19 protein-coding genes and 1 riboswitch are annotated in these 17,923 nt (G+C 61.6%); of the genes, 6 read left to right on the top strand and 13 right to left on the bottom strand.

The genetic code is table 11. From position 1 onward, the window contains the following. Positions 1-2 precede the first annotated feature (2 nt). The 4 genes from ACTIE1_RS11120 to ACTIE1_RS11105 all read right to left on the bottom strand — a co-directional run bounded on the left by ACTIE1_RS11120 (position 3) and on the right by ACTIE1_RS11105 (position 3,142). Positions 3-980 (bottom strand): beta-ketoacyl-ACP synthase III, encoded by a 978-nt coding sequence (locus tag ACTIE1_RS11120; protein ID WP_439560911.1) that lies wholly within the window; start codon positions 978-980, stop codon positions 3-5. Then, a complete protein-coding gene (gene plsX, locus ACTIE1_RS11115; RefSeq protein WP_439560910.1) occupies positions 977-2,131 on the bottom strand; it encodes a phosphate acyltransferase PlsX in 1,155 nt (384 codons plus the stop codon). The genes ACTIE1_RS11120 and plsX overlap by 4 nt, the downstream gene beginning before the upstream one ends. Before the next feature lie 30 nt (positions 2,132-2,161). Continuing rightward, entirely contained in the window at positions 2,162-2,368 is a 207-nt protein-coding gene (rpmF, locus tag ACTIE1_RS11110) for a 50S ribosomal protein L32 (protein ID WP_277804189.1), read from the bottom strand. Between the two features lie 195 nt (positions 2,369-2,563). After that, on the bottom strand, positions 2,564-3,142 hold the full coding sequence (locus tag ACTIE1_RS11105) for a YceD family protein (protein ID WP_439560909.1): 579 nt from the start codon (positions 3,140-3,142) through the stop codon (positions 2,564-2,566). A gap of 186 nt (positions 3,143-3,328) precedes the next feature. On the opposite strand from ACTIE1_RS11105, the gene ACTIE1_RS11100 reads away from it, so the two are divergent. The 3 genes from ACTIE1_RS11100 (at position 3,329) to cysE (ending at position 5,543) form a co-directional block, all read left to right on the top strand. Beyond that, positions 3,329-3,778: an outer membrane protein assembly factor BamE gene (locus ACTIE1_RS11100; protein ID WP_439560908.1), complete on the top strand. Its 450-nt coding sequence runs from the start codon at positions 3,329-3,331 to the stop codon at positions 3,776-3,778. A 55-nt stretch (positions 3,779-3,833) separates the two neighbouring features. Then, positions 3,834-4,625 (top strand): GNAT family N-acyltransferase, encoded by a 792-nt coding sequence (locus tag ACTIE1_RS11095; protein WP_439560907.1) that lies wholly within the window; start codon positions 3,834-3,836, stop codon positions 4,623-4,625. A gap of 99 nt (positions 4,626-4,724) precedes the next feature. Then, on the top strand, positions 4,725-5,543 hold the full coding sequence (gene cysE, locus ACTIE1_RS11090) for a serine O-acetyltransferase (RefSeq protein WP_439560906.1): 819 nt from the start codon (positions 4,725-4,727) through the stop codon (positions 5,541-5,543). A gap of 177 nt (positions 5,544-5,720) precedes the next feature. Here cysE and tyrS read toward each other — a convergent pair whose 3' ends face one another. Continuing rightward, positions 5,721-6,983, bottom strand: a complete 1,263-nt coding sequence (tyrS, locus tag ACTIE1_RS11085; protein ID WP_439560905.1) for a tyrosine--tRNA ligase — start codon at positions 6,981-6,983, stop codon at positions 5,721-5,723. A gap of 64 nt (positions 6,984-7,047) precedes the next feature. On the opposite strand from tyrS, the gene ACTIE1_RS11080 reads away from it, so the two are divergent. The 3 genes from ACTIE1_RS11080 to ACTIE1_RS11070 all read left to right on the top strand — a co-directional run bounded on the left by ACTIE1_RS11080 (position 7,048) and on the right by ACTIE1_RS11070 (position 10,365). Beyond that, a complete protein-coding gene (locus ACTIE1_RS11080; RefSeq protein WP_439560904.1) occupies positions 7,048-8,139 on the top strand; it encodes an anhydro-N-acetylmuramic acid kinase in 1,092 nt (363 codons plus the stop codon). A 68-nt stretch (positions 8,140-8,207) separates the two neighbouring features. Next, a complete protein-coding gene (locus ACTIE1_RS11075; protein WP_439560903.1) occupies positions 8,208-8,498 on the top strand; it encodes a DUF4389 domain-containing protein in 291 nt (96 codons plus the stop codon). Between the two features lie 61 nt (positions 8,499-8,559). Further along, positions 8,560-10,365 carry a M3 family oligoendopeptidase gene (locus ACTIE1_RS11070; RefSeq protein WP_439560902.1) on the top strand — a complete coding sequence of 602 codons (1,806 nt, stop codon included), beginning with the start codon at positions 8,560-8,562 and terminating at the stop codon, positions 10,363-10,365. A 304-nt stretch (positions 10,366-10,669) separates the two neighbouring features. Here ACTIE1_RS11070 and ACTIE1_RS11065 read toward each other — a convergent pair whose 3' ends face one another. The 8 genes from ACTIE1_RS11065 to ACTIE1_RS11030 all read right to left on the bottom strand — a co-directional run bounded on the left by ACTIE1_RS11065 (position 10,670) and on the right by ACTIE1_RS11030 (position 17,628). Continuing rightward, positions 10,670-11,623: a 2-hydroxyacid dehydrogenase gene (locus ACTIE1_RS11065; RefSeq protein ID WP_439563377.1), complete on the bottom strand. Its 954-nt coding sequence runs from the start codon at positions 11,621-11,623 to the stop codon at positions 10,670-10,672. 10 nt (positions 11,624-11,633) lie between these two features. Beyond that, entirely contained in the window at positions 11,634-11,975 is a 342-nt protein-coding gene (locus ACTIE1_RS11060; RefSeq protein WP_439560900.1) for a tRNA-binding protein, read from the bottom strand. After that, positions 11,972-12,784, bottom strand: coding sequence for a pyrroline-5-carboxylate reductase (proC, locus tag ACTIE1_RS11055; protein ID WP_439560899.1), 813 nt, complete (start codon positions 12,782-12,784; stop codon positions 11,972-11,974). The genes ACTIE1_RS11060 and proC overlap by 4 nt, the downstream gene beginning before the upstream one ends. A 98-nt stretch (positions 12,785-12,882) precedes the next feature. After that, positions 12,883-13,386 carry a YbjN domain-containing protein gene (locus ACTIE1_RS11050; RefSeq protein WP_439560898.1) on the bottom strand — a complete coding sequence of 168 codons (504 nt, stop codon included), beginning with the start codon at positions 13,384-13,386 and terminating at the stop codon, positions 12,883-12,885. Between the two features lie 259 nt (positions 13,387-13,645). Beyond that, on the bottom strand, positions 13,646-14,629 hold the full coding sequence (gene cobD / locus ACTIE1_RS11045; RefSeq protein WP_439561183.1) for a threonine-phosphate decarboxylase CobD: 984 nt from the start codon (positions 14,627-14,629) through the stop codon (positions 13,646-13,648). Positions 14,630-14,817: 188 nt separating this feature from the next. After that, complete coding sequence (bluB, locus tag ACTIE1_RS11040; protein WP_439560897.1) at positions 14,818-15,528, bottom strand: 5,6-dimethylbenzimidazole synthase; 711 nt, start codon at positions 15,526-15,528, stop codon at positions 14,818-14,820. A 44-nt stretch (positions 15,529-15,572) separates the two neighbouring features. Next, positions 15,573-15,774: riboswitch (cobalamin riboswitch) on the bottom strand. A 94-nt stretch (positions 15,775-15,868) separates the two neighbouring features. Continuing rightward, the gene (gene cbiB, locus ACTIE1_RS11035) at positions 15,869-16,816 is read right to left on the bottom strand and encodes an adenosylcobinamide-phosphate synthase CbiB (protein ID WP_439560896.1); all 948 of its coding nucleotides are present in this window, start codon (positions 16,814-16,816) and stop codon (positions 15,869-15,871) included. After that, a complete protein-coding gene (locus ACTIE1_RS11030) occupies positions 16,813-17,628 on the bottom strand; it encodes a propanediol utilization protein (protein WP_439560895.1) in 816 nt (271 codons plus the stop codon). The genes cbiB and ACTIE1_RS11030 overlap by 4 nt, the downstream gene beginning before the upstream one ends. Positions 17,629-17,923: the final 295 nt, after the last annotated feature.

The raw sequence follows: 17,923 nt of genomic DNA, 5'->3' as shown, positions 1-17,923 counted from the left end.
GCCTACCAGCGCAGGACGACGGACCCCCAGCTCAGGCCGCCGCCGATGGCTTCGGTGACGATAAGATCGCCTTGCCTGAAGCGCCCTTCGGCATTGGCAACCGACAGGGCAAGGGGAATGGACGCCGCCGAGGTGTTGCCGTGATCCTGCACTGTCACCACCACCTTGTCCATGGGCAGCCCCAGTTTCTGGGCCGTGCCCCGGATGATGCGCAGATTGGCCTGATGGGGCACCACCCAGTCCACGTCACTTGCCTGCAAACCGGCGCTGTCCAGCGCTGTGTTCGCGGTGGCGGCCAGTTTTTCAACAGCGTGGCGGAACACCTCTCGCCCTTGCATGCGCAAGACGCCTGATGTGCCGGTGCGTGACACGCCGCCATCCACATACAGCAGGTCGCGGTATTGCCCGTCCGAATTCAGGTCGGATGCCAGAACGCCACGATCCGTATTTGCGCCGGTTCCGGTCTGCGCCTCCAGTATGACTGCGCCCGCACCATCGCCAAACAGGACACATGTGCCCCGATCCGTCCAATCCATGATCCGCGAGAAGGTTTCCGCGCCGATCACCAGCACCCGTTTGGCCTGACCGGCCATGATAAGGCCGGTGGCATTGGCAAGTGCAAAAACAAACCCTGCGCAAACGGCCTGAATGTCGAAGGCGAAACCCTTGCGCATTCCCAGCCCCGCCTGAACCTGTGTGGCAACAGCGGGAAAAGTGAAATCCGGCGTTGAGGTGGCAACGATCACCGCGTCGATCTGGTCCGCGTCCAGACCGGCATTGTCCAGCGCCGCGCGCGCCGCCTTGATGGCCAGATCAGAGGTGAATTCATCTTCCGCCGCGAAGTGGCGCCGTTCAATACCCGAGCGTGAAACAATCCAGTCATCGCTGGTGTCCAGAGTCTGCGCGAATTCGGCATTCGGAACCACGCGCGCCGGCAAATAATGACCTGTGCTTCGAATCACCGCTCTGGTTACGTTCATGCTTGTTCTGTCCCGTCTGTAGGTCTGTCCGGTGCTGCACCCGAAGCGACATCAACATCGCTTTCCGACTTCAGCAGCTTTTCCTGAAGCGCATCGGATACGGCAGATATACGTTCTGCCATGCGATCCTCAAAGCCGGATTGCGCCAATGTGAACGCCAGCTTGATCGCCGAGGAAACGCCTGTCGCATCCGCAGAACCGTGGGATTTTACCACAGTTCCGTTCAAACCCAGAAATACACCGCCATTTGCAAGCCGCGGGTCAAGGCGCTTCTTCATGCGGCGCAGTGGCCGCAGCGCAAACAGCGCGCCCAGTTTGGACAATACGCTGTGTTCAAGTTCGCTGCGCAGCACATCGCCCATCAGCTTGGCAGTGCCTTCGCCGGTTTTCAGCGCCACATTGCCGGTAAACCCGTCGGTGACAATGACATCGACATGCGCTGATGGAATATCGTTGCCTTCAACAAAGCCTACAAATTTGTAACGCCCGACTTCTGCCGCGTCGGCAATAAGGCGGGCGGCTTCTTTTATTTCAGCGCGGCCCTTATGGTCTTCGGTCCCGACATTCAGCAGGCCGACACGGGGGCAGGCCTCGCCAAAGGCGTTCCTGAAATATGCCGCACCCATAAGTGCATAATGCAGAAGCGATTCTTCGTCCGCGCGCACATCCGCGCCAACATCCAGCATGGTGTTGTATCCATGCGGACCGCGCGACGGCCACAGACATGCAATCGCAGGCCGGTGGACACCCGGCAATTTGCGCAGGCGCAGCATTGAAACAGCCATCAATGCGCCTGTGTTTCCACAGGACACCGCAGCCTGCGCCTGTCCGTCACGCAATGCGGAAATGGTGGACCACATGGACGTATCACGCCCCCGCCGCATGATCTGCGCGGGCTTGTCGTCCATGCTGACAACACCGGGGCTGTGCACGACATGCGTGCGGCCCGACAACACCTGTTCCTTTGCGACAAGCGCATTCAGCACGGTTTCATCACCATGCAGCAGAAAGGCGATCTCGGGGTTGCGGCGTGCCGAAATGGCACAGCCGCCAACGACTGCTTCCGGTCCATGATCCCCGCCCATGGCATCCACCGATATGGTGGTCATACTTGCACCAAAAGGGGCGCTACCATTGGGCGCGTCAGACATGGGTGAACCGGATTGGCATGACCACCGTTCTTATGCGGCGTCGTCGTCCAGATCCACAGCCTGTGCGGCGGCAATGACTTCGCGGTCATTGTAATGGCCGCAAGAAGGGCAAACGTGATGGGGGCGTTTCAATTCGCCACAGTTCGAGCATTCATTCGGGTTGCCCGCGACCAATGCGTCATGCGACCTGCGCATGTTACGACGAGAGCGGGTTACGCGGTTCTGTTGGACGGCCATATCAAACCTCGGGTTGCAGGCGCCTGAAGGAAAGCCCAGTATGGGCCCCCGACATGCGCAAAATCTAGGGGTTGCGATTTGAGGCGCGGCATACACGGCTTAAGCCGCCTTTCCAAGCCCTCTTTGCATGAGTTGCGCAAAATACTCGCTTTCATACGATTTTCAAGCGGCTATTTGCACAAACACCAAAAGCCGTCAGGATTTATCCTGATCGCGCAAAAGTTTTTCGCGCAGGCCCGCCAGCGCAGCGAAGGGTTTGGGCCGTTCCTCGGGGATGGGGTCCGCACCGTCAGGTGCCGCGCGTAGTTCCCCGTCACCGGCGATCGCAGCCCCCTCGCTGCGCGGAAAGGCGGGCAGGGCAAGCGACAGCGCCTCCAGTGCGACCGCGCCGGGGTCGATCATTGTGCCCAGCGGTTCTTGCGTGTCATCTTCCGGCATCTCGACCTCCTGCCCTTGCGGTTCGGGCATGTCAGCCAGATAGCGGCGCAGAACATGTTCGTCGATTCGCGTGCTCAGCGGTTCCAGCGTCACCGCACAGGGCTGCACGATTGTGGCGCCAAGCATGGCATCGATTTCCCAATCCCTGCGGCCAAGGGGGCGCAATTCGCCGTGAAACCGAAATTTCCGCAGGGCGGTTATGCCCAGTTCCTGCGCCAGTTTTGCACGCAGCGCGGCGTCAGGCTGCAAATCAAACCGGACCGGTTTGCGCGCATTCAGTTGCGCCACGCGGATCGGTTGGGACAATTTCTCGGGCTGGGCAGGGGATTGGGTCACGCATTCCTCGGATATATGGGGCGGAAAAGTCGTCTGGACGTATATAGTCTTTCGTTCCTTTCTTGAATAGCGGCGCGTCCTTCTGTATCCATTTCCCCAAAGGCGGCGACGGACAATTCAGCGACGTGCTGATTTCAAGTGCTGGTTGACTGGAATAGAAGACATGTTCAAGGGGTGATACGGCGCATGAGGATACTCGGATTGTGGATTTTGTCACCCGTTCTGTTGCTGGCGCTTGTGGCGTGCAGCCCCGTCGCCCGCTTCCATGGCTACGCCCCCGATGACGTGCAACTCTCCGAGATTGAAGTCGGGCGTGACACGCGCGAAACCGTGGAGCAGAAGATCGGTCGTCCGGGGGTCTCTGGCGTCATGGAAGGGTCGGGCTGGTTCTATGTCCAGAGTGACTGGATCGACGAAGGCTGGCGCCCCCCGGTCGAGGTGGACCGCCAAATCGTCGCCATCACCTTTGATTCGTCAGATCGCGTGTCCAATATCGAACGCTTCGGGCTGGAGGATGGTGAAATCGTTCCCCTGTCACGCCGCGTGACAGATACCGGCCCGTCTGGCATGAGTGTGTTGCGCCAGCTGATGTCCAACTTCGGACGGTTCAACCCGACCCAGATGCTAAGCAGATAGGGCGGCAGTAAGTCAGTCGCCCTTGTCTGAGTGAACTCACTTGAAGGCGGATTGAATGGAAACGCCGCGCGAATGTCTGGAAAGCCTTACGGGTTTTCCAGACGCCCTTACAGGAACAGGCATAGATATCGGCGGGTTTCCTGTGCGCTTCGCGCAAGACCCGCCAGATCTCGAACAGGTGGGTTTCTTGCGCGGCGACCGGTTCAGCACCAGTGCCGCGGGACAAACAGAGTCGGACTGCTTTGATTCGCTTTCGGCACATCTTATGGTTTTTGCACCGGATCGCGCGCGCTTGCTGGCAACAGCACGGCTGCGTCTGGTGACGAATGAAACAGATTTGTCGGCAACCTATACCGGCCAGTATTACGGGTTGTCGGCGGTGATGCAGGCATATCCGCGCGCGTTGGAAATCGGGCGGCTGTGTCAGGTCGCCGATGCAGAGATAATGCCGGACGCCCTGCGCGCATTGCTGGCAGCGGTGACCTTGGTTTCGGTGCAAACGCGCGCGGACCTTCTGTTCGGGTGCACATCGTTTCGCGGCCAGAACACCCGGCGCCATGCCAAGGCGCTTTCATGGCTGAAGGCAAGGCATCTTGGCCCTGTTGCGCTGCGTCCGGCGCGCATCCACCCACGCGCCAGCGCGTTGCCGGACGGCACCCCTGATCCACACGCAGCGCGTCAGGCCGTTCCGGCGCTGCTGCGCATGTATCTTGGCATGGGGGGGTGGGTGTCGGACCATGTGGTCAGCGATCCTCAGATGGACACAGTGCATGTGTTCACGGCGGTCGACACGGCGGCAATTCCACCGGCAAGGTCGCGCGCGCTGCGCGCTTTGTGTCCTGTCTGATGTGGCAGACGTTGTTTTCCGGTTCGACTTGCTTATTTTGACAGGATGACGCATGCGCCTGTGACCGATGCGATGATATCTGCGACAAGGATTCGACCCATGCCCGAACTTGGCAAAACGCCCCGACCCCTTCCCGAAGTTGATCCGGTCTGGACGCGAATCCGTCAGGAAGCCGCCGCTGCCGTGACCGAAGAGCCGCTGATGGGCGGGGTGTTCCATTCCTCGATCCTGCATCACCGGACGTTGGAACAGGCCCTTGCATTCCGCCTGTCGCAAAAACTGGCCTCGGCAGAAATGTCCGAACAGATATTGCGCGAAATCATGGATGAAGCCCATGCCAGCGATCCGGGGTTGGGCAAGGCCGCGCGCGCCGACATCGTTGCGACATTCGAACGCGATCCCGCCTGCAACAGGTTCATGAAGCCGCTTTTGTATTTCAAGGGCTTTCAGGCCGTGCAGGCGTATCGCATCGCGCATTGGCTGTGCTTGCAGGGGCGCAGTGATTTCGCAAGCCTGATCCAGATGCGCGTGTCCGAAGTGTTCGGCGTGGACATTCACCCCGGCGCGCGCATCGGGCAGGGCATCATGATCGACCACGCGCATTCCATAGTCATCGGCGAAACCGCTGTGGTCGGTGACAATGTGTCCATGCTGCATTCGGTCACGCTGGGCGGCACGGGCAAACAGGATGGCGACCGCCATCCGAAAATCGGCAATGGTGTGCTGATCGGGGCAGGGGCCAAGGTGCTGGGCAATATCCGCGTGGGCGATTGCGCGCGCATCGCCGCAGGCTCTGTCGTCCTGGAGGAAGTTCCCCCCCGCAGCACAGTGGCAGGCGTGCCTGCCCGTGTGGTGGGCGAGGCGGGCTGCGCGCAACCCTCGCTGACCATGGACCATCTTCTGCGCGGCGAGATATGACACCCCCCGCCTGACCGGTTGTCAGGCTCGCCTTGGGGCGTGGGCGAAGCAGCAGTCACGCCCGGTGCCAATTTCTCTGTGCCAGTTTCATTCTGGCAAAAATATCCAATACACCGCCAGCATCCGGCGCGCATGCTTTGGCGGGCCGGGCAACCCGTGCCGGATTGCCCGCCTTTATCAGTCTACAGCCCCGTCCAGCACCACTTGCGCGTGACGTTTTTTGCCTGCGGTCAGTTTCATCGGCTGCGCCAGATCGGCCGCACTGACCATCTGGCCTGCATCGCTGACGGGCGCATCATTTGCACGCGCGCCGCCCTCAAGGATCAGGCGTTTTGCGTCCTTGCCCGATTTCGCCAGCCCAGAGCGTACGAAAAGCTGCGCCATCGACAACCCGTCGGCCAGTTCTGCCGCGCTTACGGTCAGGGTGGGCAATTCGTCGCCGATACCGCCCTTTTCAAACACGTCCCGCGCGGTCGCCTCGGCGGCGGCGGCGGCCTCTGCCCCGTGGCACAGGGTCGTCACCTCATTGGCCAGAATGACCTTGGCCGCGTTGATCTCGGACCCTTCCAGCGCGCCCAGACGGTTGCAGTCCTCTACCGGCATTTCGGTATACAGCTTCAGGAAACGCCCGACATCAGCATCGGTGGTGTTGCGCCAGAATTGCCAGAATTCATACGGGCTCAGCATATCGGCATTCAGCCAGATCGCGCCGCCCTGACTTTTGCCCATCTTGCGCCCGTCCGAGGTGGCCAGAAGGGGGGTGGTCAGGCCAAAAATCTCGGCATCGGCAATACGGCGTGCAAGGTCGATGCCATTGACGATATTGCCCCACTGGTCCGACCCGCCCATCTGCAACAAGCAGCCGTAACGGCGGTGGATCTCCACAAAATCATAGGCTTGCAGGATCATGTAGTTGAATTCAAGGAAGGACAGCGATTGTTCGCGGTCCAGCCGTGATTTCACTGATTCAAAGCTCAGCATGCGGTTCACGCTGAAATGCCGCCCCACATCGCGCAGGAAATCAAGGTAGTTCAGCCCGTCCAGCCATTCGGCATTGTTAAGCATGATCGCGCCGCCTGCGCTGTCATCATAGGACAGGTATTTCGCGAAAACCTGCTTCATCCCGTCGATATTGGACGCAATGGCCGCGTCATCCAGCAGCGGGCGTTCATCCGACCGGAAGCTGGGGTCGCCCACTTTGGTTGTGCCGCCGCCCATCAGGGTGATGGGTTTATGACCGCATTTCTGGAACCAGCGCAGCACCATGATATTCAGCAAATGGCCGACATGCAGCGATTTCGCTGTCGCGTCATAGCCGATATAGGCGGGCACAACCCCTTTGATCAGCGCCTCGTCCAGACCTTGCAGATCGGTGCAATTGTCGAAGAAGCCGCGTGCCTGAAGGATGTTCAGGAAATCTGATTTGGGTCTGTAGGTCATTTTTGCTTGTCCCGGATGGCCGATTGCGCGTTCTATAGCCGCGCAGGCGTCCAAGGAAAAGCCCATGTTGGAATCACAACTTGTTACTGTGCTGGGAATGATGTCGGGCACGTCGCTTGACGGGGTGGATGCGGCGGTGCTGCGCACCGATGGCGAAAGGATTGCGGCCTTCGGCCCAAGCGCCTATCGCGCCTATTCTGTCGCCGAACGCGCAGTGCTGCGCGCAGCCCTTGGCCGCTGGCCGGGCGAGGACGGGGTCGAGGATGCGGCAGAACTGGTGGAAACGGCCCATGCCGAAGTGATGGCGCGTTTTGAGGGGGTGGAGCTGGCCGGATTTCACGGCCAGACACTTGCGCATGACCCGCGCGGTCGCGGCACCCATCAGGCCGGATCGGGGGCCGTACTCGCGCTTGTTGCGGGGTATCCGGTGGTGTGGGATTTTCGCAGTTCCGACATCCGGCTGGGCGGGCAGGGCGCACCGCTGGCGCCATTTTACCATTTTGCCCTTGCGCGTCATATCGGAGCGACCGCGCCGGTTGCGTTCCTGAACCTTGGGGGCGTGGGGAATGTGACTTGGGTGGACCCGTCAAGGGCAAAGCCCGAAGATGAGGGCGCGCTTCTGGCGTTCGACACCGGCCCTGCGAATGCCCCGCTGGATGATCTGTGCCAGTCCCGCCTTGGTCGCGCCCATGATGAAGGCGGCGCGCTGGCGGCTTCGGGGCAGGTGGACGCGATTGCGCTGCGCGCGTTTCTTGAGGACGGCTATTTCTACCACATGCCGCCCAAATCGCTGGACCGCGATTTTCCGGGGCTGCTGGCGTCCGTGGCGCATCTGTCCGATGCCGACGCGCTGGCCACCCTGTCGGAATGCGCGGCGGCTGCGGTGGCGGAAGGATTCGCGCATTTTCCCGCCGAACCGTCACAACTGCTTGTATGCGGCGGCGGGCGGCATAATGCGGATCTGATGCGCCGCATCGCGCAGCGCGTGGCCTGTCCTGTGGTTCCGGTCGAGTCGGTGGGGCTGGACGGGGATATGCTGGAAGCGCAGGCCTTTGCCTATCTGGCCGTGCGTGTGGCGCGGGGGTTGCCCACGTCCTGCCCCGGCACAACCGGCGTTGGTGCGGCTGTCGGGGGCGGAGAGATCAGCACGCCATGACACGCGGGCCTGCCCCCCCCCGTCGCATAGCTTTCACAAGATGCGCACTGACATAAAGGATATATCCGATGCGAGACATTGACGAAGACCGCCCGTCCCCGCCGCTGGAAAAACCTGCGGAATCGCTGCTGCTGCGGCTGGTCTATATGCTGATTATCGGGGCCATGATGTCGGTTGCGCAATCCATCCTGTTTCTGGTCGCCGTGATCCAGTTTGTGGTCATCATCATCGACAAACGCCAGCCGAATGAACGGCTGGCAGATTTCGGTTGCATGGTGGGCGCATGGATCGCCAAGGCCGCGCGCTATCTGTCGGTTGCCACCGATGCCAAGCCATGGCCCTTCAAAGAGATGGACTGAAGCGGTTGCAGTGCGGGTCCGCGAGGCCTAAGTGTGGGGCAAGTATTCAGCGGAGAGTTCCATGCCCCTTGACCAGCAAAGCACCACCAAGACCGAATTCGGCGATCTGCCCGATTGGGACCTTAGCGCGCTGTATGCCGCCCCCGACGCGCCGGAACTGACCCGCGATTTTGACTGGCTGCGTCAGGAATGTGCAGCATTTGCGTCAGATTACGAAGGCAGGCTGGCACAGTTATCCGCGGCGGACATGCTGGCCTGTGTGCAGCGTTATGAGAAGATCGACATGATCGCGGGGCGGCTGATGTCCTATGCGGGGTTGCGCTATTACCAGAACACCGTTGACCCTGAACGCGCCAAGTTCATGGCCGATGCGCAGGATCGCATGACCGATGCGACCACGCCGCTGGTCTTCTTCTCGTTGGAGATGAACCGCATTGACGATGCGGCATTTGACGCGCTTGTATCTGCCGATGCGGATCTTGCGCGCTACCGGCCGGTGTTTGACCGCATGCGCGCCATGCGCCCGCACCAGTTGTCGGATGAACTGGAGAAATTCCTGCACGACCAGTCCACGGTCGGGTCTGCGGCATGGAACCGGTTGTTTGACGAAACCATGGCGGGCCTGCATTTCGAGGTGCAGGGTGAGGCCGAGCCGCTGGGGCTGGAAGCCACGCTGAACCTGCTAACCGACCCTGACCGCGCGCGCAGGCAGGCGGCGGCGCAGGCGCTGGCTTTTGTCTTTTCGGGCCAGTTGAAGCTGTTTGCACGGGTTCACAACACACTGGCCAAGGAAAAGGAAATCGAAGACCGTTGGCGCAAAATGCCATCCGCGCAGCATGCGCGGCACCTGTCCAACCATGTCGAACCCGAAGTGGTGCAGGCGCTGCGCGATGCGGTGGTCGCGGCCTATCCGGACCTGAGCCATAGGTATTACGCGCTCAAGGCGCGCTGGATGGGGCTGGACAAGCTGGAAATCTGGGACCGCAACGCCCCCCTGCCGCTGGAGGCGCCGCGCGTGTTCAACTGGGATGATGCGCGCCAGACCGTGCTGGATGCCTATGCGGGCTTTTCGCCGAAACTGGCCGATCTGGCCGAGCCGTTCTTTTCACAAGGCTGGATTGATGCGGCCGTGAAGCCCGGCAAGGCACCGGGGGCCTTTGCCCACCCCACAGTGACAGATGCGCACCCGTTCGTGATGCTGAATTACTTGGGCAAGCCGCGCGATGTGATGACGCTGGCCCATGAACTGGGCCATGGTGTGCACCAGCGTCTGGCCGCTGGGCAGGGGGAATTGCTGTCCTCCACGCCGCTGACACTTGCGGAAACCGCGTCGGTTTTCGGCGAGATGCTGACCTTCCAGAAAATGCTGGCACAGGCGAAAACACAGTCCGAGCGCAAGATCCTGCTGGCCGGCAAGGTCGAGGATATGATCAACACAGTGGTGCGCCAGATCGCGTTCTATGATTTCGAATGCAAGCTGCATGCCGCACGCCGAGAGGGGGAACTGACGCCCGACGACATCAATGCGCTGTGGATGAGTGTGCAGGCCGAAAGCCTTGGGCCGGTATTCGAGTTCATGGACGGGTATGAAACCTTTTGGGCCTATATCCCGCATTTCGTGCATTCACCGTTTTATGTCTATGCCTATGCCTTTGGCGACGGGCTGGTGAACGCGCTTTATGCCGCCTATCGCGACGCGCCCGAAGGGTTTGAGGAGAAGTATTTTGACATGCTGGCCGCAGGCGGGTCCAAACACCACAAGGAATTGTTGGCCCCGTTCGGTCTGGATGCCAGCGACCCTGCCTTCTGGGACAAGGGCTTGCAGATGATTGCGGGCTTCATTGATGAGTTGGAGGCGATGGAATAGGCGCGAAAGGTCGGCGGGTCAGGCCGGAACGCACCCGTGCGGGTTTTCTGGCCTGAAACTGCCACCCAAGGTGCGGGACAAGGCCGCAGGCCGCCGCACCATCGGCGCGCCGATGGTGCGGCCTGCCGATTTCGTTGATGGCAGGCCCAGCCTTGTAAGTCGGAATATGCCGCCAGTATAAAGTGAACTTCTATCACGCCGGATCGGCAAACCCCGGCCCGCCGATGGCGCGTGCTTAATCCAGGTGCAAGGGGCAGCTTCGGGCCAAAAATCTCGCACGGGTTCCGACCTGCACCCCCAGCCCTCAGACCGGATTTCGCAACACCTGCCCCGATGCATGCGCAATGGCGTTGTCCAGCGCCATCATCCCCATTTCTTCGCGCACATCCTGCGCCGCTGTGCCCAGATGCGGCAGCAAGGTCACGTTTTCCATTCCGCGCAGGGCTTCTGGCACGTCGGGTTCAAATTCATAAACATCCAGCCCCGCACCCGCGATCCGGCCTTGCTGCAATGCCGCAATCAGGGCGGATTCATCCACCACATCCCCGCGCGAGATATTGACCAGATGCGCATGTGCACGCATGCTGGCCAGTTCTTGCGCGCCAATCAGATGATGTGTCTGCGCACCGCCGGGCACCGCCAGCACAACAACATCGGACGCCGCCAGAACCTCGGCGATCGTGTCAAGCTGGCGTGCGGGCAGATCAACCGCGCGCGGGGACCGGTTATGATAGACCACATCCATCCCCAGCCCGAAATGCACCCGCCGCGCGATTGCCTGACCAATACGGCCCATTCCGATAATGCCGCAGGTCTTGCCGCCCAGATGCAGACCCAGCATCTGCGTGGGGTGCCAGCCCTGCCATTTGCCCGCCCGCACCATCCGCTCGCCCTCGCCAGCGCGGCGCGCAGACATCAACACCAGCATCAGCGCGATATCGGCAGTTGCGTCAGTCACCGCGCCGGGGGTGTTCGTGACCGAGATGCCCACCTGACTGGCCGCAGCCACATCAATATGATTATAGCCTACGCCGAAATTCGCCAGGAGCCGGCAGCGCGCCGTTTCCATGCTGTCGAACACATCAGCGGTGAACATGTCCCCAAGGGTCGGGATGATCACATCATACAAGACCAGTGCCGCGCGCATCTCGCCCTTTTTCAGTGGGGTTGTCTGGGCGCGCAGGGTCACGTTGAAATGCTGTTCCGCGCGTTCCAGTACGCGATCTGGCAGGGGGCGGGTGATATACAGTTCCGGCATGTTATCCCTTTCAATGCATGCGCGCGCCAGCGGGCACGTCATGGTCAGGGGCCAGCAGCGAAATGCGCCCTTCCGCGTCGGATGCGCCCAATACCAGAACTTCCGACATGAATGGCCCGATCTGGCGCGGGGGGAAATTGACCACGGCCATAACCTGCCGGCCGATCAAGGCGTCGGGGGTATACAGCGTCGTAATCTGCGCCGAGGATTTCTTCTCGCCCAGCTCCGGCCCGAAATCGATCCACAGCTTGATCGCCGGTTTGCGCGCTTCGGGAAAGGGTTCGGCGCGCGTTATCCGGCCAGCGCGGATATCGACCTTCAAAAAGTCATCGAAACTGATCTGATCGCTCATTGTGCCAGCTCCTGCGACCGCGCGGCTGCCGCCGCAATGGCGCGTTCCATCAAGGGGGGCAGGCCGTGTGTTTCATCCATCAAGACAGCAAGGGCGGCTGCGGTGGTGCCGCCGGGGCTGGTAACATTGATGCGCAGTTGCGCGGCGCTGTCGGGCGTTTCACGCGCAAGGGCTGCGGCCCCTGTCACTGTGGCGCGGGCAAGTTGCATCGCCATATCCGGCGAAAGTCCCTGTGCCTGCCCTGCGCGCGCCATCGCTTCGATCATGTGAAAGACATAGGCCGGCCCCGACCCTGAAAGGGCGGTCACTGCATCCATCTGTGTCTCGCTCTCCAGTCGCAGGGTCTGGCCCACGGCGGCCAGCAGGTTCTCGGCCAGTTGCAGGTCTTCCTCTGACACGGTTTCATTGCCAATCAGCGCGGAAATGCCTTGTGCGACTGCGGCAGGGGTGTTGGGCATGGCGCGAATGACAGGTGTGCGCGCGCCCAGCATGTCACTGATCCGCGCCAGCTGCGTGCCCGCCGCGATGGAGATGAACAGCGTTTTCCCGCCCCCCAGCGATTGCAGCGCTGGCAGGGCATTGCCCATCATCTGCGGTTTGACCGCCAGAACGACCACAGCGGGCGAATCGGGCATATCGGCGTTCAGGGCAACCCCGCTTCCGCGCAACCAGTCACTTGGGTGTGGTTCGACAACATGCACGCAATCCGGCTGAACCCCCTGCGCCAGCCAGCCCGCCAGCAATGCCGACCCCATCTTGCCGCAGCCCAGCAATACCATACCGCGTTCATTAATCCGGTCGAGTGTCATGGTGGCGTCCCCTTGCTGTTTTGACGCAGTTGTTGCGCCGCCTTGGGCCTGCGTCAAGGGGGGGACAGTTTATTCGGCCAGTATTGGCGCAGTTCCGGTCAGGCGTGCCCCACGGCTTCCGCCAATGCCAGATCCAGCGCCGCTTGCGGGCTATGCTCGGCCCAGGACACCAGCTGGAACGCGGGATAGAACCGCTCTGCAGCGACCAGCGCACTGCGGATCATGCGGTCAATCTGGTCAACTTCGGCAGTCTGGTCGGCCCCCAGCAGCAGGCCATAGCGCCAGACCATCAGGCGTTGCTCGCTCCAGAAACTGAATGCGCCGGACCAGACCATGTCATTGGCGCGGCTGACTGTTTCATACAATGACGGCAGGGCAGCTTCGGGCGGGTCCATCTCGAACGTGCAGATCAGGCGCAGCATGTCTTCTTCGGGCGACAGCGCCAGCGTCAGCGCATAGCTGCGCCATTGCCCCTCGACCACCATGGCAATCTGGTCCTCGCCCATGCGGTCAAAGTCCCAGTCATGGTCCGCAGCCAGCGTTTCGACAATGTCGATCGGATGGACAGGGTCATTCGTTAGGTAGAATTCCGTTGCTGACATGCCCGCCTCGATCTGATGACTTGTTCGTGTCCGCAAGGCGGCTACCAAACAAGGTGTATAACGCTACAATTCCGCAGTTTTTTACTTTTTATTACTATATATGGTGTGCCTAAACGGGCATTTAGTAAAGTAAAATCGCATCACGCGCGGGATTTTCCTGTGGATTGTTTGTGGCGTGACAGGAATTCTTGCAGGGTTTGACGTGGTTTTCTGCCACATTTCCCGTCAGATACCGCTGATCTGGCGCGCAGGGCCTGTGTCAGGTGCCGTGCAAGTTGCCGAGTGCCCGTTCCAGCCTGTGCCATTCGTGTTCCGGCCCCGGCAGGCCAAGTCTAAGCCAGCGGCGGGAGTAGGGGAAAATCCGCGACCATATGTGATGACGGGCCAGATGGTCTTGCGCGGCTTGCGCATCGGGCGTGTCATACAGCCGGAACAGATGCGTCCCGCCAAGGCAGGTCCACCCCGCGCGCGTGATCATTGTATCTGCGCGTTCTGCATCAAGGCGCAGTTGGCCACGCATGGCATCGGCCCAGCCCTTGTCTGCAAGGGCGTGACACCCGATGGATATTGCCGCGCCCGATACGGGCCATGGGCCAGCCAGTTCGGCCAACCGCCCGATCATGGCGCTTGATCCGAATGCGAATCCCAATCGCAGGCCCGCCAATCCGTAGAATTTTCCAAACGACCGCAGAATCATCACGTTTTCCGCCGCGCCGGACTGCGGCAGCAAGGACAATTCCGGTGTGACATCTGCAAAACTCTCGTCCACGACCAGCACCCCCACCTTTCGTGCAAGGTCCAGCATGTCTTGCGCGGACCAGTGCCTGCCGTCAGGGTTGTTCGGGTTGACCAGAACCGCAAGATCCGCGCCCGCCATGTCTGCGGGCAAGCGGGTGTCGTGAACCTGCCATCCGGCAGCCCGCAAACACGCGCCATGTTCGTTGTAACTGGGCGCCAGTACGCAGGCCCGCCCTTTTTGCGGCAGCAGATAGGGCACAAGCTGGATGGCTGACTGCGCCCCGCCAAGTGCCAGCCCTGCGGTTTCGGGCGCGGCCCCCCATGCCAGTGCCGCCGCCCGCACCAGCGCGTTTTGCGCCTGTGCCGTTGGCAACCCGTGCCATGTTTCCTGCGGCAGCGGCGGCACAGGGTAGGGGCGGCGGTTGACCCCTGTTGACAGGTCAATCCAGTCGCTGCCGCCATGGCGCGCAATCGCCGCGTCCAAGTTTCCACCATGATCGCGCATCTTGTTTCCAGTATTGTCTGACAGGCCGGACCGGCACCCGCCCATTTGCCGCAACAGCGCGCTGCGGGTCAAACGCCTTTTTTCTGTCTTATGCGGGTTGCAGGAAACGGGGGCCGTTTCGTGTGGAAATCGCGCGGCCATAAAAGGCGAAAGCGCGCGCGACTGCAAATGCGGTCAGCCTGTCGTGTTCAGGCCCCACGCGGCGGAATGTCTGCTGCAGCGGCGGAATGCCCCCAGTGTTCGGCAAAGACCAGATCATCCAGCGACAGGCGTGCCTGCCAGCCCTTCACCTGCAATTCCGGCGTTTCATACAGGTGATCGACATGGCCGATACACAGATAGGCCACAGGGACCACCTGTTCCGGCAGTTGCAGAATTTCGCGCAGATCCGCCTCCTGGAAGATACTGACCCAGCCCACGCCAAGACCTTCGGCGCGTGCGGCCAGCCACAGGTTCTGGACCGCGCAAACGGTTGAATACAGGTCCATGTCGCGGTTATGGGTCCGCCCCAGAACAACATCCCCGCCGCGCGCGCGGTCGCATGTGATACACAGGTTCACCGGCGCTGCGGATATGCCCTCCAGCTTCAGTGCCGAATACTCTGCGCGCCGTTCCTTTGGGAACATGGCGGCGGCCTCAGTATTGGCGCGCGCGAAGGCAGACTGAACCTGCGCCTTGACGGACGCGCTGCGGATCACGATGAAATTCCACGGCTGCATGAACCCCACTGATGGTGCGTGATGTGCAGCGCCCAGCAGCCGCATCAGCATATCATCCGCGACGGGCCGGTCGGTGAACTGGCTGCGCACATCGCGGCGGGTGAATATGGCGCGATAGACCGCGTCACGTTCGTATGGCGAGAATGGACCCGCTGGCGCGGGCGTTTCGGGTGGCTGCATGACACTATCCCCTGTCACAGTCACGACCCCCCGTTGACCAGCGGGCGGTCCGGTTGCGTCTGGCCGGTCTTCTGACTTGGTTTCACCGGCAACTGCGCCTTCCCGACCCGGCAGGCCAGTGGCATCTTGCAGCGCCATCCACCTTACAGCGTTGGGCACGTTGCGGATTTGCACCGCATTCCCGATTCTCCCCCTGCTGCGGGCACAAGGCTGCACAGGACGGGCACCAGACGCGCGCAGGCTAGCGCGGATTCGGGGCAGGGAAAACCCGTTTTGCACGCCGATTGTATCAGGGGCACAAGTCATCGCGCAGACAGGCCCGTGACGGGCCTGTCATCTGTCAGATCCACAACGCCGCAAGTATGGCCACACAAATTGTCAAGGCCGCCATCGCGCGCCGGTAAAGTGCCAGCCCCTTGCCTAAATCCCCGGCCCTTGGGTCAGGGCAGGCACCGTTGACCCAAGGATCATCCGTTGTCGTGCCGTCATAGATGCGCGGACCCGACAGCCGCACGCCAAGCGCCCCTGCCATCGCAGCCTCGGGCCAGCCTGCGTTGGGCGAACGGTGCAGGCGGGCATCGCGCCACATCGCGGCCAGTGCCGCGCGCGGGCGTGCCGATACCAGCGCGAACAATACCCCCGTCAGCCGCGCAGGAACCAGATTGGCCAGATCGTCAATCCGCGCCGCAGCCCAGCCAAAGGCCATATGCCGCGGGGTGCGATACCCGATCATCGAATCGAGGGTGTTGATGGCCTTGTAGGCCACAATTCCGGGCAATCCCCCGACAAGGCCCCAGAAAATCGGGGCGACAATACCATCGGATGTATTCTCGGCCAGACTCTCGGTCGCGGCGCGCGCCACGCCCGCGCAGTCCAGTTGCGACGGGTCGCGCCCGACGATCATCGACACTTCACGGCGCGCGCGCGGCAGATCACCGGCCTGCAAGGGGGGGATGATCGCTGCGACATGATCATGCATTGAACGCAATGCGATAAACGGCCAGACCAGAACCCCGCCTAACATAATCCCCGCCCAGCCCGGGGGCAACGCCGCCTGCACCAGCCAGGCAACAGCGCCGCACAAGGCAATGACCAGCAATGCTGCCAGCGCCCCGCTTGCCTTGCGCATCCCGAAACTGTGGTCTTGGCGGTTCCAGCGCGTATCCAGCCAGCGGATCAAGGCCCCGATCCATGTCACCGGATGCCCGATGCGGCGATACAGGCGGTCCGGCCAGCCAAACGCCATATCCATGGCGATCGCAATCAGCATGATCGCGGCATAATTCATGACCCCCCCCCTTCGAAGCGCAGTATCCCGTGATATCCGGCATCACGCAAAACCGCGGGCGCATGGGGTGGAACAGTGCCCTGCGCGAAAATAAAGCCGCGCGCAGCCCCTGTATGGGCCATGTTCCAGCCCAATGCGCCAAGGGATGCAGCAAGACTGTCTGTCGGGTCGGTTTGCGGGCCCCTGCGGGCAAGGCAGCGCCGCGCACTCTCACTGGCCAGCGCGGTAAAGTCCGGCAACCGGCGTGCCATCTGCCACGCCTGCACCAGATCGGAAATATCGGGGAAGTCATCATCGGCGGGATCTGTCGGGCGTGGCCCGCCCCAGAGCGCGCCAAGTATCTCGTGGCGCGGCGGGGGGAGGACGCGCGCATGGATAATCCCGTCGCGTGATCCCCACAGCAGGCTGCCTGCGTCAGGAAACATCAGCGGGTCCGATGCACCCTCGGCGGCGATGCAGGCTTTTGCAAGTTGCTCCGGCGGGCCCTGCCAGCCCGCAAGGGCGGCAATGCCCATCAATCCGGCAGTCGATACGCCAGTGCCCAAGCCTGCCGCAACCCGCGGCACAATCCTGAACTGCCCCGCTGTGCGAAGGCGCAATGCCGATAGCAGCGCTTTGACAGCATGTGGCGGATAATGCGCAACGACCGGCGCGTCGCCCGCGTGTGTCTGCGCGCATTGCGGGTCAAGAAATACATCCACACCGGTGCAGGGGCATGGCATGGTGATCAGCACGACGGGACCCTGCGGACCAAGCCTGCCTTGCAACCATTCGCCGAAATGGCCATTCACCCTGATGCGGCGCAGGGTCATGCGCGCAATTTCCTCAAACCGCGTTTCCTGACGCAGACCTGCGCCTCCGGCGGGGATATTTGGACCAGAATGAAATATACCATTTGTTAACCTGTTTCGACGATGATGAACCTGCGGTACAGGGAGGGATCCCGATGACCGCCCAGAGTGAAAGCGCCGCGTTTCCCCTGTTCCTGCAGCCCGAAACGCGGCGCCCGTCACCTGAATGTCCTGATTTCATTCTGGTCCAAATATCCCGGGGGAAACGCGCGCAGCGCGTTGGGGGCTGGCCCCCGTTGCCGTTTGGGCAGGGGGC

The organism is Roseinatronobacter sp., from assembly GCF_051859525.1.
Classification (GTDB): domain Bacteria; phylum Pseudomonadota; class Alphaproteobacteria; order Rhodobacterales; family Rhodobacteraceae; genus Roseinatronobacter.
Note: the sequence above shows the minus strand (reverse complement) of the source record. Positions and strands in the feature narration are given on the sequence as shown.

Excerpts from the sequence above, each read along its gene's own strand:
- ACTIE1_RS11080 (WP_439560904.1), top strand. The coding sequence starts at position 7,048 with ATGTTGGAATCACAACTTGTTACTGTGCTGGGAATGATGTCGGGCACG.
- ACTIE1_RS11065 (WP_439563377.1), bottom strand. The coding sequence starts at position 11,623 with ATGCCGGAACTGTATATCACCCGCCCCCTGCCAGATCGCGTACTGGAA.
- plsX (WP_439560910.1), bottom strand. The coding sequence starts at position 2,131 with ATGTCTGACGCGCCCAATGGTAGCGCCCCTTTTGGTGCAAGTATGACC.
- proC (WP_439560899.1), bottom strand. The coding sequence starts at position 12,784 with ATGACACTCGACCGGATTAATGAACGCGGTATGGTATTGCTGGGCTGC.
- ACTIE1_RS11095 (WP_439560907.1), top strand. The coding sequence starts at position 3,834 with ATGGAAACGCCGCGCGAATGTCTGGAAAGCCTTACGGGTTTTCCAGAC.
- ACTIE1_RS11060 (WP_439560900.1), bottom strand. The coding sequence starts at position 11,975 with ATGAGCGATCAGATCAGTTTCGATGACTTTTTGAAGGTCGATATCCGC.
- ACTIE1_RS11030 (WP_439560895.1), bottom strand. The coding sequence starts at position 17,628 with ATGACCCTGCGCCGCATCAGGGTGAATGGCCATTTCGGCGAATGGTTG.
- ACTIE1_RS11075 (WP_439560903.1), top strand. The coding sequence starts at position 8,208 with ATGCGAGACATTGACGAAGACCGCCCGTCCCCGCCGCTGGAAAAACCT.
- cbiB (WP_439560896.1), bottom strand. The coding sequence starts at position 16,816 with ATGAATTATGCCGCGATCATGCTGATTGCGATCGCCATGGATATGGCG.
- bluB (WP_439560897.1), bottom strand. The coding sequence starts at position 15,528 with ATGCAGCCACCCGAAACGCCCGCGCCAGCGGGTCCATTCTCGCCATAC.
- cysE (WP_439560906.1), top strand. The coding sequence starts at position 4,725 with ATGCCCGAACTTGGCAAAACGCCCCGACCCCTTCCCGAAGTTGATCCG.
- rpmF (WP_277804189.1), bottom strand. The coding sequence starts at position 2,368 with ATGGCCGTCCAACAGAACCGCGTAACCCGCTCTCGTCGTAACATGCGC.
- ACTIE1_RS11100 (WP_439560908.1), top strand. The coding sequence starts at position 3,329 with ATGAGGATACTCGGATTGTGGATTTTGTCACCCGTTCTGTTGCTGGCG.
- tyrS (WP_439560905.1), bottom strand. The coding sequence starts at position 6,983 with ATGACCTACAGACCCAAATCAGATTTCCTGAACATCCTTCAGGCACGC.
- ACTIE1_RS11050 (WP_439560898.1), bottom strand. The coding sequence starts at position 13,386 with ATGTCAGCAACGGAATTCTACCTAACGAATGACCCTGTCCATCCGATC.
- cobD (WP_439561183.1), bottom strand. The coding sequence starts at position 14,629 with ATGCGCGATCATGGTGGAAACTTGGACGCGGCGATTGCGCGCCATGGC.
- ACTIE1_RS11120 (WP_439560911.1), bottom strand. The coding sequence starts at position 980 with ATGAACGTAACCAGAGCGGTGATTCGAAGCACAGGTCATTATTTGCCG.
- ACTIE1_RS11070 (WP_439560902.1), top strand. The coding sequence starts at position 8,560 with ATGCCCCTTGACCAGCAAAGCACCACCAAGACCGAATTCGGCGATCTG.